This window comes from Janthinobacterium rivuli (assembly GCF_029690045.1).
GTDB lineage: Bacteria > Pseudomonadota > Gammaproteobacteria > Burkholderiales > Burkholderiaceae_D > Janthinobacterium > Janthinobacterium rivuli.
The window spans coordinates 5,033,741-5,049,043 of sequence record NZ_CP121464.1 but is presented as its reverse complement, the minus strand read 5'-3'; the positions used below and the strand labels follow the sequence as shown (position 1 = coordinate 5,049,043).

General features: G+C 62.9%; 16 protein-coding genes. 10 read left to right on the top strand and 6 right to left on the bottom strand.

What is annotated here, in order from left to right; genetic code table 11:
• Positions 1 to 9: 9 nt before the first annotated feature.
• From P9875_RS22895 to P9875_RS22880, 4 genes are all read left to right on the top strand, one after another.
• Positions 10 to 834 (top strand): DUF4198 domain-containing protein, encoded by an 825-nt coding sequence (locus tag P9875_RS22895; protein WP_035821073.1) that lies wholly within the window; start codon positions 10 to 12, stop codon positions 832 to 834.
• A 26-nt stretch (positions 835 to 860) separates the two neighbouring features.
• A complete protein-coding gene (locus tag P9875_RS22890; RefSeq protein WP_278316685.1) occupies positions 861 to 1,889 on the top strand; it encodes an FAD:protein FMN transferase in 1,029 nt (342 codons plus the stop codon).
• A 12-nt stretch (positions 1,890 to 1,901) separates the two neighbouring features.
• Entirely contained in the window at positions 1,902 to 3,266 is a 1,365-nt protein-coding gene (locus P9875_RS22885; RefSeq protein WP_278316684.1) for a sulfite reductase subunit alpha, read from the top strand.
• Positions 3,267 to 3,335: 69 nt separating this feature from the next.
• The gene (locus P9875_RS22880; RefSeq protein WP_278316683.1) at positions 3,336 to 3,887 is read left to right on the top strand and encodes a glutathione peroxidase; all 552 of its coding nucleotides are present in this window, start codon (positions 3,336 to 3,338) and stop codon (positions 3,885 to 3,887) included.
• Between the two features lie 9 nt (positions 3,888 to 3,896).
• On the opposite strand, the gene P9875_RS22875 is transcribed toward P9875_RS22880, so the two are convergent.
• From P9875_RS22875 to P9875_RS22850, 6 genes are all read right to left on the bottom strand, one after another.
• Complete coding sequence (locus P9875_RS22875; protein ID WP_278316682.1) at positions 3,897 to 5,123, bottom strand: DUF2325 domain-containing protein; 1,227 nt, start codon at positions 5,121 to 5,123, stop codon at positions 3,897 to 3,899.
• A 36-nt stretch (positions 5,124 to 5,159) separates the two neighbouring features.
• On the bottom strand, positions 5,160 to 5,486 hold the full coding sequence (locus P9875_RS22870) for a hypothetical protein (protein ID WP_099403647.1): 327 nt from the start codon (positions 5,484 to 5,486) through the stop codon (positions 5,160 to 5,162).
• Positions 5,487 to 5,571: 85 nt separating this feature from the next.
• Positions 5,572 to 5,769 (bottom strand): hemin uptake protein HemP, encoded by a 198-nt coding sequence (hemP, locus tag P9875_RS22865; RefSeq protein WP_034750559.1) that lies wholly within the window; start codon positions 5,767 to 5,769, stop codon positions 5,572 to 5,574.
• A gap of 250 nt (positions 5,770 to 6,019) precedes the next feature.
• A complete protein-coding gene (locus P9875_RS22860; protein WP_035821063.1) occupies positions 6,020 to 6,826 on the bottom strand; it encodes a Crp/Fnr family transcriptional regulator in 807 nt (268 codons plus the stop codon).
• Positions 6,827 to 7,166: 340 nt separating this feature from the next.
• Positions 7,167 to 7,811 carry a response regulator gene (locus tag P9875_RS22855; RefSeq protein ID WP_034783426.1) on the bottom strand — a complete coding sequence of 215 codons (645 nt, stop codon included), beginning with the start codon at positions 7,809 to 7,811 and terminating at the stop codon, positions 7,167 to 7,169.
• 157 nt (positions 7,812 to 7,968) lie between these two features.
• Positions 7,969 to 8,436 (bottom strand): universal stress protein, encoded by a 468-nt coding sequence (locus P9875_RS22850; protein WP_035821061.1) that lies wholly within the window; start codon positions 8,434 to 8,436, stop codon positions 7,969 to 7,971.
• A gap of 466 nt (positions 8,437 to 8,902) precedes the next feature.
• Between P9875_RS22850 and P9875_RS22845 the strand changes: the two genes are divergently transcribed.
• The 6 genes from P9875_RS22845 (at position 8,903) to leuB (ending at position 15,284) form a co-directional block, all read left to right on the top strand.
• Positions 8,903 to 9,742, top strand: a complete 840-nt coding sequence (locus P9875_RS22845; RefSeq protein ID WP_278316681.1) for a protein phosphatase CheZ — start codon at positions 8,903 to 8,905, stop codon at positions 9,740 to 9,742.
• Positions 9,742 to 11,631 carry a chemotaxis protein CheA gene (locus P9875_RS22840; RefSeq protein WP_278316680.1) on the top strand — a complete coding sequence of 630 codons (1,890 nt, stop codon included), beginning with the start codon at positions 9,742 to 9,744 and terminating at the stop codon, positions 11,629 to 11,631. The genes P9875_RS22845 and P9875_RS22840 overlap by 1 nt, the downstream gene beginning before the upstream one ends.
• Before the next feature lie 278 nt (positions 11,632 to 11,909).
• Positions 11,910 to 13,313: a 3-isopropylmalate dehydratase large subunit gene (leuC, locus tag P9875_RS22835; RefSeq protein ID WP_219307347.1), complete on the top strand. Its 1,404-nt coding sequence runs from the start codon at positions 11,910 to 11,912 to the stop codon at positions 13,311 to 13,313.
• Positions 13,314 to 13,381: 68 nt separating this feature from the next.
• The gene (locus tag P9875_RS22830) at positions 13,382 to 13,504 is read left to right on the top strand and encodes a lipoprotein (RefSeq protein WP_010400408.1); all 123 of its coding nucleotides are present in this window, start codon (positions 13,382 to 13,384) and stop codon (positions 13,502 to 13,504) included.
• A 51-nt stretch (positions 13,505 to 13,555) separates the two neighbouring features.
• Complete coding sequence (gene leuD / locus P9875_RS22825; protein ID WP_035821053.1) at positions 13,556 to 14,203, top strand: 3-isopropylmalate dehydratase small subunit; 648 nt, start codon at positions 13,556 to 13,558, stop codon at positions 14,201 to 14,203.
• Positions 14,204 to 14,213: 10 nt separating this feature from the next.
• Entirely contained in the window at positions 14,214 to 15,284 is a 1,071-nt protein-coding gene (gene leuB / locus P9875_RS22820) for a 3-isopropylmalate dehydrogenase (RefSeq protein WP_035821051.1), read from the top strand.
• The last annotated feature ends 19 nt before the right edge of the window (positions 15,285 to 15,303 follow it).

The window sequence follows — 15,303 nt, the reverse complement described above, 5'->3', positions numbered from 1 at the left end:
GCGCACATCATGTTCAAGCAATTCAACAAATCCCTGATCGCCCTGGCCCTGGCCGGCCTGGCCATGAACGCCCACGCTCACCGCGGCTGGATGGTGCCATCGAGCACGATGGTGGAAAGCAAGGACGCCTGGGTGACGGTGGACGCCGCCGTCTCCGACGGCCTGTTCGAGATCGACCACCAGCCGCTGCGCCTGGACGCGCTGCAAGTCATCGGCCCGGACGGCGCCAAAGTCACGCCGGCGAACACGGTCACGGGCCGTTTGCGCAGCGTCTTCGACGTCAAAATGGAAAAGCCGGGCACGTACAAGGCGGCCATCGTGTCGCAAAACGTGATGGGCAGCTACAAGCTCAACGGCGAGCAGAAGCGTTTCCGCGGCAACGAAGAGACCTTCAAGAAGGAAGTGCCGGCCGATGCGCAAGAGTTGAAAATCACGCGCACGGCAGCGCGCCTGGAAACTTTCTTCAGCAATGGCGAAACCAGCACGGAAGTGTTCAAACCGACCGGTGTGGGCCTGGAATTCGTGCCAGTGACGCACCCGAACGACTTGCGCGCGGGCGAGAAAGCCACGTGGCGCTTCCTGATCGATGGCAAGCCGGCGGCGAACCAGGCGTTCAGCCTGGTGCCAGGTGGCGTGCGCTACCGTGGCGTGCTCGGTGAAATCCGCCAGAGCACGGATGCCAAGGGCGAGATCACGTTTACGGTGCCAGCGGCCGGCATGTATTACCTGAGCAGCACCTGGCCAGCGGCCGCCCCGGCCGTGGCCGGCCAGCCGCCCGCCATGCCCGAGCGCCGCATGACGTACGCGGCCACCGTGGAAGTGCTGCCGCAGTAAGCGGCGGCATCGTCACGAAAGCGCCGATGCGCCGGGTCCTGCTGCCGCAGCATATTTCCGATCAGGTCGCGCCGCCCGGCGCCGCGATCCGGGACTTGCGCGGCCTGACCATGGGCACCAGCTGGTCGGTGCGCCTGCTCGAATCCGCCATGCCGGGACGTGCGGGCAGCGCCGACTTGCAGCAGGGCTTGCAGCAGCAGCTGGACCTGGTCGTGGCGCAAATGAGCCACTGGAGCGACGAGTCCGACCTGGGCCGCTTCAACCGGGCCGAGGCGGGCAGCTGGCACAGCCTGCCCGCCGCCTTTTGCGAGGTGCTGGGCTTTGCCATGCACGTGTCGCAAGCGTCCGGAGGCGCGTATGACCCGTGCGCCGGCGCCCTCGTCAACCTGTGGGGCTTCGGCCCCCGCAACCGCTACGATGAGCCGGGTTTCCTGCCGCCGAAAGACGATACCGTGGCCTTGCTGCTGTCGCAGCGCCAGCGCCGCCGCCTGGAACTCGATTTGCCGGCCCGCCGCGCGCGCCAGCCGGGCGGCTTGCAGCTCGATTTGTCCGCCGTGGCCAAGGGCTATGGCGTGGATCGCCTGGCTCGCTACCTGGACAGTCAGGGCATTCAGCATTACCTGGTCGAAGTGGGCGGCGAGCTGCGCGGCGCCGGCAGCAAGCCCGACGGTCAGCCGTGGTGGGTGATGCTGGAACAGGTCGATGGCGCCGATCATGCGCAGCATCCGGCCGAAATGCTGCTGGCGCTGCACGGCTTGTCCGTGGCCACCTCGGGCGACTACCGGCGTTTCTTCCAGGATGGCACCGTGCGTTTCTCACACACCATCGATCCGCGCAGCGGCATGCCGATCGCCAATCAACTCGCTTCCGTCACCGTCGTGCACGAGCAATGCATGGCGGCCGACGCCTGGTCGACGGCCCTGACGGTGCTGGGTGTCGAGGCCGGCATGGCGCTGGCGGAAGAGCAGGGCCTGGCCGCGCGCTTCCTGCAGCGCGACGGCGACGGCTACCATGAAACGCTGAGCAGCCACATGCTGGCCATGCTCGACGAATGAACGATTAATTCCATGATTTTTACGCACGATACGACGCGGCTGGCCTTGCTGGCCGCCCTGTCCCTCAGTTATGCGGGCGTGTGTCTGGCGCCCTGGCTGCGCGCGCGCGCCAAGCGCCGCGCGTCCGAGGCCGCCAGGGCTACCCTCGCCAACAGTCCCGCCTGGCTGGTGGCGTATGCGAGCCAGACGGGCAATGCCGAGGAATTGGCCACGCAAACGGCGCAGAGCCTGCAACTGGCCGGCATCCCCGTGCGCCTGTGCGCGCTGGCCGAACTCACAGCCCTTGATTTGCAACAAGCGGAACGGGCCCTATTTTTGGTCAGCACGTATGGCGAAGGCGACGCGCCCGACAATGCGGCCGCCTTCATGGGCCGCCTGATGACGGGCGAGCTGGCGCTGCCGCAATTGCATTACGCCGTGCTGGCCCTGGGCGACCGCAGCTATGGCCAGTTCTGCGGCTTCGGCCGCGCGCTCGACGCCTGGCTGGCGGGACAGGGCGCGTCGCGCCTGTTCCAGCGCATCGAAGTCGACCGCAGCGCCAGCGCCGCCATCGAGCAATGGTTCCAGCACCTGAGCCACCTGGCCGGCACCAGCGATGCGCCCGACTGGAGCGCGCCCGCCTTCGGCGACTGGCGTTTGAGGCAGCGGCGCCACCTCAACCCTGGCAGTGCCGGCGGCGCCATTTATCATGTGGAACTGGCGCCCGTAGCGGGTGCTTTGCCTGACTGGCAGTCGGGCGATCTGGTGCAGGTGACGGCGCCTGCCGACCCGTCGCAGCCACGCGAATATTCGATCGCCTCGATCCCGCGCGATGGCGGCGTGCACTTGCTGGTACGCCAGCATGCGCATCCCGATGGCAGTCTGGGCCTGGCCTCTGGCTGGCTGACGGCGCAAGCCAAGGTGGGCGACGTGGTGCAGCTGCGCTTGCGGCAGCACAAACGCTTCCGCCTGGAAGACAATGCCCAGCGGCCATTGATTTTGATCGGCAACGGCAGCGGCATCGCCGGCTTGCGCGGGCATTTGAAAAGCCGTGTGCTGGCAGGACAGCGGCGCAACTGGCTGATCTTTGGCGAGCGCAATGCGGCCCACGATTTCCATTATCGCGAAGAAATTGAGGGCTGGCACGCCAGCGGCGACTTGCCGCGCCTGGACCTGGCGTTTTCACGCGACCAGGCCGAGCGGACCTATGTGCAAGACCGCCTGCGCGGCAATGCCGACGAGGTGAAACTGTGGCTGGAACAGGGCGCGGCCATTTATATTTGCGGCAGCCTGGCCGGCATGGCCGGCGGCGTCGACCAGGCCCTGCAGGAAATCCTGGGCCGGCCCGCGCTCGACGCGCTGGCGGCCGAAGGACGCTACCGGCGCGACGTGTATTGAGTTTTTGACGCCGCCAGCGCGTTCGCGCGCACACGGCTATCATGATTGTTTCATCCGAGGAGACACATCATGAGCGACAGCATTTACGACATTCCTTTGCGCCGCATCAATGGCGAACCCACCAGCCTGGACGCCTATCGCGGCAAGGTCGTGCTGGTGGTCAATGTCGCCTCCGCCTGTGGCTTGACGCCGCAGTACGAAGGCCTGGAAAAACTCTACGCCGACAAGCAGGCCGAAGGCCTGGTGGTGGCCGGTTTTCCCGCCAATGAATTCGGCGCGCAGGAGCCGGGTAGCAATGCCGAGATCGCGGACTTTTGCCGCGGCACGTTTGGCGTGCAATTTCCCATGTTTGAGAAAATCGTCGTCAAGGGGCCTGGCCAGCATCCGCTGTACCAGCGCCTGGTGCAGGAGCAGCCGCGGGCGCAGGAAAAGCCAGGCAGCGATTTCCGCGCCAAGCTGGTTGGCTACGGCATTACGCAGGAGCAGCCCAGCGACGTGTTGTGGAATTTCGAGAAGTTTTTGATCAGCAAGGATGGCAAGGTGGTGGGGCGTTTCGCGCCCGACACCACGGTCGATGATGCGCTGTTGCGCGAGGCCATCGCGCGCGAATTGCAGGCTTAGGCTTAGGCTCTAGTCGGCGGCGTCCAGCGCGGCTGGCTCCATTTCGCCACTCACTTCCTGCAAGCCGCGCGCCAGGCTGGAGATGCTGGGGTTGTCGATGAAGACGCAGCGCTTGCCCGTGCGCTTGCAATAATCTTTCACGCGCCAGTAGGCGCTGTGGCTGATGCAGCCCGTCTGGCAAATCACCAGGTCGGCCGCCGCCAGGCTCGAATCGAGCAGGTTGGCATTGTCTTCCAGGCCGCCGTCGTGGTGGGCAAACTGCGCGCCGACCCGCTCGATCAGGGCGCGATAGGTGGCGACATTGCCGCTGCGTCCGCCCACGCACAAGACGCTTTGATCGACCAAGCGGATCGGCATTTTCAGCTTGCCGCCGGTCGGCACTTCCAGCTTTGGCGCCGGTGGCGGTACGACAGCGGCTGGGCGTGGCTGGGCCTGCTTCAATTCCGCGATTTGCTGGCGCAATTCCTTCTCGCGCTCATCCATTTGCGCCAGGCGTTCGACCAGGCGGGTGCGTGATTCCAGCGCCGGGATGGCCGCTTGCAATTGGGCCAGTTCCGCGCGCAAGCCGTCGATCACGCTATCCTTGCCGATAGATTCCGCCCGCGTGCGCAGCAGCACGGCTTCCTGGCGTTCCAGCTCGCCCGTTTTTTCCATCAGCGCGGCCTGGCTGCGTTGTTGCAGCTTGGCCAGTTCGTGCGCCAGGCGCGCGTTTTCTTCCTGCAAGGCCGTAAATTTTCCCATGTCGGCGCGCACGCAGGCGCCGGCCTGGTGCTGGATCATGTGCAGGTCGCGGCACATCTGCTCTTCCAGCTCGGCATCGCAGCGCGGGTGCGTCAGGCCGGCCCAGAAAGCGCCCGACACGTCGCCGTTGGCGACGGCCGTGCGCCACAGTTCGGCCACTTGTTCCGTGGTCTTGGCGCCGCGAAAGCGCAGGATCACGGGGGCGTAGCGGCGTTCGAGTTCCTTTTGCAGCGCTTCGGACAGGCGGTTGCGCGCGCCGCATTCCGTCACGGCGCCCACGTGCACTTCATAGTCGTCGGCCAGCACGCGCCCGCCCGTCATCTTGCCCACCAGCTTGCGCAGGTAGCCCAAGGGCAAGCCCACGCCGACCAGGGGGCAATGACAGGTATGCGACAGTTCCCACAGCCGGCGGCGGCGCGAAGCGAGCGCGGCCGTGTCGGCCCCGCCGCTGGAACAATTGCTGATGACGGGCAGGGACTGGTCTTTGTCACACATGGCGATATCCTGTTGGACGGTGGGATGGAAAAGAAATTATTGCGGCAGGGGCGAGGCAGGGCGCTTGGCGCTCAGCATGCGTGCCAGGCGATCGAGCAAGGTGCTCCTGGGTGGTGCGGGCTTGTGCAGCGCCACCAGGGCTGCCCACTGCTGTGACAGTTGCTGGCAAGTTGCTTGCAGCACGGGACCCAGGCCGGGCGAACCCGACAGCACTTGCAGATGGCGTTCGATGACACCGGCCAGTTTCTCGCAGGGACTGCCCGCATGGTAGTGCGACATCAGGTGCAGCACGGCCGACAGCAGCAATTCAGGCTGCTGGCCTTGCGGAGAAGGAAACATCGGGGAAGGTCGGTCGTTCGCCATCAAACACTCCTGTGCGGTGGTTTGGCTGGCTGCGCGCGCGGGGCGCGACTGGCTGGCGAGTGTGGTGACTGGCTGCCGTGCTGCTTCAGGCAGTCAGGATCAGCTTGTTCAATTGGGTGACGCGCAGGCGATAGATCTTGCCGCTGTGCTCAATCTCCACTTCGCGTCCCTGCTGCAGCAGCGCTTCGCTGGTGATGCGGCGTGCCGGCTGGGCCATGCTGACGGGAGGACGGACGTGGGCGGTAGCGGCATCCTGGATCAAGGCTGGTTTTGAGCTTTGCATGTTGGGCTTTCTTTATCTCAGTTGAGAATGATTCGTATTTGCATTATTGTTGAATGTGGCCCGAAAAGCAAGGCTTATTTGTGCGGAATCCGTGCTTTTTTATGGTGACATGGCAGCGTGGACGATCGTGCTGCGCAAAGCAGGCCGCAGGAGCGGCGCGGGAGGCGGGGGCGGCAAAAAAGACCCGGCAAGGCGTCGTGCGCCTTGGCCGGGTCAAGCCTGTGCCAAGCTTGAGGAAATCGGGATGGCGCTAAATGGTAGCCAGCAATTGCGCCGAGGCGCTGGCGGCGGCGGTGGTATCGGCCTTGAGCTTGGCGGCGGCCAGTTGCTTGGCGCGCGAGCGCGACGGCGGCAGGCGGCGCAGGGTTTTCAGGGCGTCCGGATCCTTGATGCCGATGGTGCGCTGGTCAACCGTGATCAGGCCGATTTCATTGAAGGCGGACAAGGTGCGGCTGACCGTTTCCAGGGTCAGGCCCAGGTAGCTGCCGATTTCATGGCGCGTCATGCGCAGGTTGAACAGCTTGCTCGAATAGCCCATCTGCGCGAAGCGGTCGGCCAGCGAGACGAGGAAGCGCGCCACGCGGGCTTCGGCGCTGAGGGCGCCCAGCATGCCGATCATGGCTTGCTCGCGCACCAGTTCGCGGCTCATCACGCCGTACATGACGTTTTCCAGTTCCAGGTGGACTCTGCCCAGCGCCGTCAGTTTCTTGAACGGCAGCAGGATCAGGTCGCAGTCGGACAGGGCCACCGCTTCCGAGGAGTAATGGCGCGAGTGGATGCCGTCGACGCCCAGCATGTCGCCCTTCATGGGGAAGCTGAGTACCTGTTCATTGCCGAATTCATCGATCAGCACGGTTTTCAGGAAGCCCGAATTGACGATGTACAGGGTGTCGAACGGTTGGCCGATCGTGTGCACGCGCTGGCCCGTCTTGAATTGCACGTGCTGGAACAGCAGTTCGTCGGCGGCGATGGTGCAGGCGCTGGAGATATGCAGCAGGTCGCACACCTCCTTCAGGTTCGACCAGAGCCGGCCCTGGCGCTGGCGCCCCGCTTCCATTGGAGAAGAGGGGGCCAGCGATGGTGAGGCAGCGCGGGTGTCGGGCGTTTGCGTGGACAGCATGTTCATCTCCTGGTGACAGGTAGTTCAGAGTTGAATGACGGGGTGCACGGGGCGGCGGGCAGGCAAGGGTCGGCGGCGCGCGTCCAGGCAGGTAATGCTCAATTCGCTGAAGACTTGCTGTGTGATGAAATAACTTTCCAGCAACTTGATTACTGGTTTCAGTATGCCAACAACCGTATGCAATTAATATCAGCAGTGGCTGAATATGGCAGTAGGAGCTGTGGTAGGCGAGGTAGGATTGTTCCTACAGTTGGCGCGCGGGCGCGCGCCAGGAGGATCACGTCTTGAAGGGCGATAGCAGGCGGTGCGCGACGGCATACTGGACCATTTCGGATAGCGAACTCATGCCCATCTTTTGCATGATGCGCGTCTTGTGCGTACTCACCGTTTTGACGCTCAGGTGCAGGTTGTTGGCAATTTCCGTGATCGACTTGCCTGCCACCAGCAGGGAAAAAACTTCGAATTCGCGGTCCGACAACTGTTTATGCAGCAAGCTTTCATTCGGCATCATGATGTTGAGCACGAGTTGCTCCGCCACCTCGGCGCTGATGTAGGGACGCCCGGACGCCACCTTGTGGATGGCGCCCACGAGCTGGGTGCCCGCGCTTTCCTTGGTCAGATAGCCTTGCGCGCCGGCGCGGATGGCGCGCACCGCATATTGCTCTTCCTCGTGCATGGTGAGGATCAGGATCGACAGCTTGGGCGCCTCGCTGCGGATTTGCCGGATCAGGTCGACGCCGCTGCGGCCCGGCATCGACAGGTCTAGCAGCAACAGGTCGAAGCCGCCCTGGCGCACGTGGTTGAGGACTTCAAAGCCGTCGATGGCTTCACCCACGATGTCGATATCCGGCGCGCCGTCAAGGATGCGCTTCAATCCTTCACGCATGATGGTGTGGTCGTCGGCAATCACAATACGTATCATAGGCGGGCAATCTGGTGGCGTGTAATCTGCTCTGTCCGTCACCGGACAATCAAATGTTAAGAAACGAGAAACGTTGTTATTTTAACTGAAGCGGTCGCGCCTTTGCCTTTTTCTTGGTGTATCGGCAATGGCGCTGGCCCCGTGGCCATGTGACCTTTTATTTTGCCGCGGGTTCCTTGATCAGCCTGTGCACGAGCACGGGCAATTTCGAGTGCGACAGCACTTTATTGGTCACGCTGCCCAGCAGCAACTGACCCCAGCCGCTGCGGCCATGCGAGCCCATGAAGATCAGGTCGCATTGCTGCAGTTGCGCCACTTCCACGATTTTCAGGGCCGGGCTGTCGGAAAAGGCCGTCAGGCCTGTCGCCTGCAGGCCCCGCTTGGCGGCCGCGTCGAGGATGGGCTGCCAGTGGTCGGCGCCCGCCTTGCGCATGGCGATGCGGTATTCCTCCTCGCTGGGATAGCTTGGTGGAATGATTTCGATGTACACCGGGTACTGGTATTCGGGCGCCACGTACACGGCAAGGATGTCGGCGTGCATCTGTTCGGCAAAGGCAACGCCGGCACAGGCCGTCAAGTTGGAGACGGTGGAGCCGTCCGTGGCGATCAGAATTTTCTTATACATGGCAGGTCCTTTGGCAGTGACTCAGCGCGCGCAACGCCTCTTATTGTAGACGCGGCGGCAGCATTGTATTCATGTAAAGACTTGATAATTATCAATACTACTGCACCTTCAGTATAGACAACATTGGCAGAAAGATCGTGTTTAGCTGCAACGATGGCCGTGCAGGGCTGTTGCGCAGGCGCCCGCAGGCAGGATTTCTTGTGTCGCGCGTGGTCTTGCACGCACGCCAATGGTAGTATTTCAAAATACAACAGCAGGAACACTTATTTCCTGGCGGAAAAGCTCTTGTGGGCCTGCTTTGCACCAGGAAGCGCGTTTTGAGATTTACCAACAGGGCGGCGCCCTGCTACACTCGCACCATCGCAGCGGTATTGCCTCAAATCATCTTAATCGAGAAATTGTGGGTATCAGTCTGTAAAACGCACAGTTCAGGCGGAATTTTGACAAATTATGGAGAAGCAGGGATATGACCAACGCCGCTGATGATTTCGATGCATTATTCGATGAAGTATCCGCGCAAAGCGCGGCCGCAGCTACGCCGGCGCCCGCCGCCGCGCCCGCTCCCGCCGTGATCGCGGATGACGATTTTGACGCGCTGTTCGATTCCGTGTCGGCCAGCGCCGCCGTGCCGGCGGCCGCCGAGCCGGTAGCGGCCCCCGTGGCCAGCGCCGAGGCGCCTGGCGAAGCGGCCGATCCGGTCGACCAGTCCGACAAGCCGATGTTCGAGCGCCTGGGCGGCATCGTGCGCCTGCTGCACGATTCGTTGCGCGAACTGGGCTACGACAAGGCGTTGACGGAAGCGTCGTCGCAGATCGTCGACGCCCAGGACCGCCTGGAATATGTCGCCACCCTGACGGAACAGGCCGCTAACAAGGTACTCAACACGCTCGACGAAGGCATGCCGGCGCAGGACGTGCTGTCGAAGAAAGCCAAGGACATGGACGGCCGCTGGACGGCCCTGTTCGACGGCAAGCTGAGCCTGGAAGAATTCAAGGCTTTGGCCGGCGATTCGCGCCAGTTCGCGCAAGCCGTTGCCGAAGCGACGGAAGCGGAAAAAGCACGCTTGCTGGAAATCATGATGGCCCAGGACTTCCAGGACATCACGGGCCAGCTGATCAAAAAAGTGGTCAACATCACCAAGACGGTGGAAAACGAGCTGGCTCAGCTGCTGCGCGACAACGCGCCGGCCGAGGTGCGCGAAAAGCTGGCGCAAAAGCCGGTGCCGCTGATGCAGGGCCCGTCCGTGCCGTCGGTGGCGCTGGACCAGGATAATGTAGACGACCTTCTTGCGGATTTGGGATTCTAATGGACGATATGCTCAAGGATTTCGTCGTTGAGGCGATGGATCTTGCGGTTAATGTTGAAGAGCACTTATTGCGCCTCGAGCGTGATCCTGACAACAAGGAAACACTGAATGCCGTGTTTCGTTCCTTCCACACCATCAAGGGCGGCGCCGGCTTCATGGGCTTGCCCGCGCTGGTGGCGGCCTGCCATCTGACGGAAAACCTGTTTGACGCCTTGCGCACGGGCGCCGCGCCCGTGACGCCGATCGCCATCGAGGCGGCGCTGCAAGCGTCCGGTTTCGTCGCCGACCAGCTGACGGAACTGGCGAATGGCGCCGCGCCGGAAAGCTTGCCGGCCATGCCGGAAGAGCTGGAACACATCCTGACGAACGCCATCGAAGGCAAGGGCATGGATGCGCCTGCGCCTGCCGCCGCCGTGGTGGCGGAAGTGGCCGCGCCCGTTGCCGAAGTTGCCGTCGCCACGCCGGCCGCTGCCGCCGTGTCCACCTCTACGGCCAGCGCCGATGGCCTGGACTGGGAAGCCATGTACAACGCCGTCGTGCCGGCCGGTAGCCAGATCGCTGCCGCACCGGTGTCCGCCGCCGCCGCCGCGCCTGCCGCCGTGGCCGCCGCGCCTGCTGCCGCTGCCGCCGCCAAACCGGCCGGCAAGGCCTGGGATGGCGCGGAACGCCGCGAAGAGCGTCCGGAAGTGCGCCATGCCGCGCCCGTCAAGGAAGACAGCATCCGCGTCGATGCCGTCAAGCTCGACGCCCTGCTGGAGGTGGCCGGCGAATCCGTGCAGGCCGCCAACCAGGCTGCCGTGCTGCTCGAACGCTTGCTGCAATTCAAATTCGAAGGCCAGGCCGCCACCCTGATGGCGACTTTGGCGGAAACCCTGGAACGCGCTTCGCGCTACTCGACGGAACTGCAGCGGGCCACCCTGGCCACGCGCATGCAGCCCGTCGGCCGCCTGTTCCAGAAATTCCCGCGCCTCGTGCGCGAACTGGCGAAAGACCTGGGCAAGGATGTCGAACTGACCATCGAAGGCGCGGAGACGGAAGTCGACCGCGTCGTGGTCGACAGCCTGTACGATCCGCTCGTGCACATGCTGCGCAATTCGCTCGACCATGGCGTCGAATCGCCGGAAGCCCGTCTGGCCGCCGGCAAGCCCGCCAAGTCGTATATTTCACTGAAAGCATGGCAGGAAGCCAACAGCGTCATGATCGTGCTGCAGGATGACGGCAAGGGCATGGACCCGGTCTTCCTGCGCAGCAAGGCCCAGCAAAAGGGCCTGATCAGCGAAAACGCGCAGTTGAGCAACGACGAATGCTTCCAGCTGGTGTTCCTGCCGGGCTTCTCGACCAAGGAAGTCGCTTCCAGCGTTTCCGGACGCGGCGTGGGCATGGACGTGGTGAAAACGGCCGTGGAGAAAAACCGCGGCGCCATCCACATCGAATCCACGCTGGGAAAGGGCACGAAATTTGCCATCCGCCTGCCGATCGAACTGTCGATCGTGCCGACCATGCTCGTGTCGACCTCGGGCGCCGCGCTGGCGCTGCCGATGGCGGTGGTGCAGCGCGTCGTCGAATTGCCGGAAACCTTCATGGAAGTGGGCGGCGCGCCGGTGCTGAAAGACCAGGGCCGTCCATTGCCCGTGCGCTCGCTGGCCGGCTCGCTGGGCTACGAATCGTGCAGCGAACGCGTCGGTATTGTTGTCGCTGCGCCACAGCCGTACATTCTCGCCGTGGAAGCCGTCGATGGCACGGCCGACCTCGTGATCAAACCGATGACGGCCATCACCGTGGAAGGCATTACCGGTACTGCCCGCTCGGCCGAAGGCGAGCTGGTGCTAGTCGTGGGCCTATCTTTCCTGATGGATGGTTGCAGGGGAAGTGTGCGCATGGCAGCCTAACAACACAGGCCAGTTCACATCCAGCCCGCTGCAGACCTCTGCAGCGGGCTTTTTTTTCGGCTTTTTTCGATTTTTATTCGCCCCGCCGGCATTTTGGCGGATTTTCGTATCAGCAATTTTTTGGCCATATCCGCAAAGTGCACCAAATTTTGTATCGCCCATCCCACGCTGGGGCGGCTTTTGGTTCTGCATTGCACAATATATGGCATAATCATTGCCGATCCCTTCGATCAGTACGACAGATCACTTAAACAGGCTGTGGCAACGCTGCATATATCATGATGAAGACGCTTTACGACAAACTCTGGGAATCCCACGTTGTTCGGGCCGAAGATGATGGCACGACAATTTTGTACATCGACCGGCACCTGCTGCACGAAGTTACCAGCCCGCAAGCCTTCGATGGCCTCAGCGTGGCGGGCCGCCAGCCGTGGCGCATTTCCGCCAACCTGGCCGTGGCCGACCATAATGTGCCGACCACCAGCCGGGTCGACGGCATTGCCGACCCCGTTTCGCGCCTGCAGGTGGAAACGCTGGACAAGAACGCCAAGCACTACGGCTTGACCTACTTCAACATGAACGACAAACGCCAGGGCATCGTGCACGTGATCGGCCCGGAACAGGGCGCGACCTTGCCCGGCATGACGGTCGTCTGCGGCGACTCGCACACGTCCACGCATGGCGCCTTCGGCGCGCTGGCGCACGGCATCGGCACGTCCGAAGTGGAACACGTGCTGGCCACGCAAACCTTGCTGCAAAAGAAATCCAAATCCATGCTGGTGCAAGTCGACGGCGCCTTGCCGGCCGGCGTGACGGCGAAAGATATCGTGCTGGCCATCATCGGCAAGATCGGTACGGCCGGCGGCACGGGCTACTGTATCGAGTTCGGCGGCTCGGCCATCCGCGCGCTGTCGATGGAAGGACGCATGACGGTGTGCAACATGGCCATCGAGGCGGGCGCGCGCGCCGGCATCATCGGCGTCGACGACACCACCATCAATTATGTCAAGGGCCGCCCGTTTTCGCCGGCCGGTCCACACTGGGAACGGGCCGTGGCCTACTGGCGCACCCTGCATTCGGACCCTGGCGCCCGCTTCGACCTCGTCGTCACGCTCAACGCGCAAGAAATTCAACCGCAAGTGACGTGGGGCACGTCGCCGGAAATGGTCATCGGCATCGATGGCCGCGTGCCAGACCCGGACAATGAAAAAGACAGCGTCAAGCGCGACGCCATCGAAAAAGCCCTGGTCTACATGGCCCTCAAACCGAACACGCCGATCACCGATGTGCGTATCGACAAGGTCTTCATCGGCTCCTGCACCAATTCGCGCATCGAGGATTTGCGTGCGGCCGCCGCCGTGGTGCGCGGCAAGTACCGCGCCTCCAACGTGACCCTGGCGCTGGTGGTGCCCGGTTCCGGCCTCGTCAAGGACCAGGCCGAACGCGAAGGCCTGGACCGCATCTTCAAGGATGCCGGCTTCGAATGGCGCGAGCCCGGTTGCTCCATGTGCCTGGCCATGAATGCGGACCGCCTGGAGCCGGGCGAACGCTGCGCGTCCACCTCGAACCGCAACTTCGAAGGCCGGCAAGGCCAGGGCGGCCGTACCCACCTGGTGTCGCCCGCGATGGCGGCCGCGGCGGGTATCGCCGGCCACTTTGTCGACGTGCGGGGATTGCGATGACGGCAGGGACTGGCGCCGCTGGTTTACACTAGCGGTATCAGTCCCATCTTTCTTATCGAGAACTCATCATGAAAAAACTCTTCGCCCTCCTCATTGCCACCGTGATCCTGTCTGGCTGCAACACCGTCTCCGGCATCGGCCGCGATGTGCAGAAAGTCGGCCAGGTCGTCACTGGCGCCGGCGGAAAATAAACCGCGACGTGCCGGCGCCCAGCGCCGCGCGTCCTACCGAGTAGAAACAGCATGGATAAATTTACGATTTACGAAGGCCTGGTCGCCCCGCTGGACCGCGCCAACGTCGACACCGACGCGATTATCCCGAAGCAATTCCTGAAATCGATCCACCGCAGCGGCTTCGGCCCCAACCTGTTCGACGAATGGCGCTATCTCGACCATGGCGAACCGGGCCAGGACAACAGCCGCCGCCCGCTGAACCCGGAGTTCGTGCTCAACGAGCCGCGCTACCAGGGCGCGTCGATCTTGCTGACGCGCAAGAATTTCGGCTGCGGTTCCTCGCGCGAACACGCGCCGTGGGCACTCGATCAATATGGCTTCCGCGCCATCATCGCGCCTTCGTTCGCCGACATCTTCTTCAATAATTGCTACAAGAACGGCTTGCTGCCCATCGTGCTGTCGGAAAGCCAGGTCGAGCACCTGTTCAATGAAGTCAAGGCTTTCCCCGGCTTCAAGCTGGTGGTGGACCTGGAACAGCAATGCGTGCGCACCAGCAACGGTTCCGTCTCGTACCCGTTCGAGATCGACGCCTTCCGCAAATATTGCCTGATGAATGGCCTTGACGATATCGGCCTGACCCTGCGCCACGCCGACGATATCCGCGCCTTCGAAGAACGGCATCTGACCAATCAGCCTTGGCTGGCCAACGTTATCTAAAGATCATTCCATGAAAATTGCAATCTTACCCGGCGACGGGATCGGTCCTGAAATCGTCGCGCAAGCCGTCAAGGTCTTGAATGTGCTGGGCGAATCGTTCGAGCTGGAAACGGCGCCCGTGGGCGGCGCCGGCTATGCGGCCCATGGTCACCCGCTGCCCGAAGGTACTCTTGCCCTGGCGAAAGCGGCCGATGCCGTGCTGTTCGGCGCCGTGGGCGACTACCAATATGACAATCTGGAGCGCCAGTTCCGCCCGGAGCAGGCGATTTTGGGCTTGCGCAAGAACCTGGGCCTGTTCGCCAACCTGCGTCCCGCGATTCTGTATCCGGAACTGGCGGGCGCCTCGACCCTGAAGCCGGAAGTGGTGTCGGGCCTCGATATTTTGATCATCCGCGAATTGACGGGCGACATTTATTTTGGCCAGCCGCGTGGCGTGCGCGAGTGCCCGGATGGTCCGTTCAAGGGCCAGCGCGAAGGTTTTGACACCATGCGCTATGCGGAAGGCGAAATCCGCCGCATCGCCCATGTGGCTTTCCAGGCTGCGCAAAAGCGCGACAAGCGGCTCACCAGCGTGGACAAGGCCAACGTGCTGGAAACCTTCCAGTTCTGGAAAGACATCGTCATCGACGTGCACAAGGAATACCCGGACGTGGCGCTTGACCACATGTATGTCGACAACGCGGCCATGCAACTGGTGCGGGCGCCGAAGAAATTCGACGTCATGGTGACCGGTAACATGTTCGGCGACATCCTGTCGGATGCGGCCGCCATGCTGACGGGTTCGATCGGCATGCTGCCGTCGGCCTCGCTGGACGCCAACAACAAGGGTCTGTACGAGCCATCGCACGGCTCGGCGCCCGATATCGCCGGCAAGGGCATCGCCAATCCGCTGGCGACGATTCTTTCTGCCGCCATGATGCTGCGCTATTCGCTGAACCGCGAAGAGCAGGCAAACCGCATCGAGGCAGCCGTCAAGCACGTGCTGGCGCAGGGCTTGCGCACGGCCGACATCCATGAGGCGGGCACGACTTTGGTCGGTACCGAGGCCATGGGTGATGCAGTTGTAAAAGCTCTGGGATAAAATAGTCTAATGACGGCAG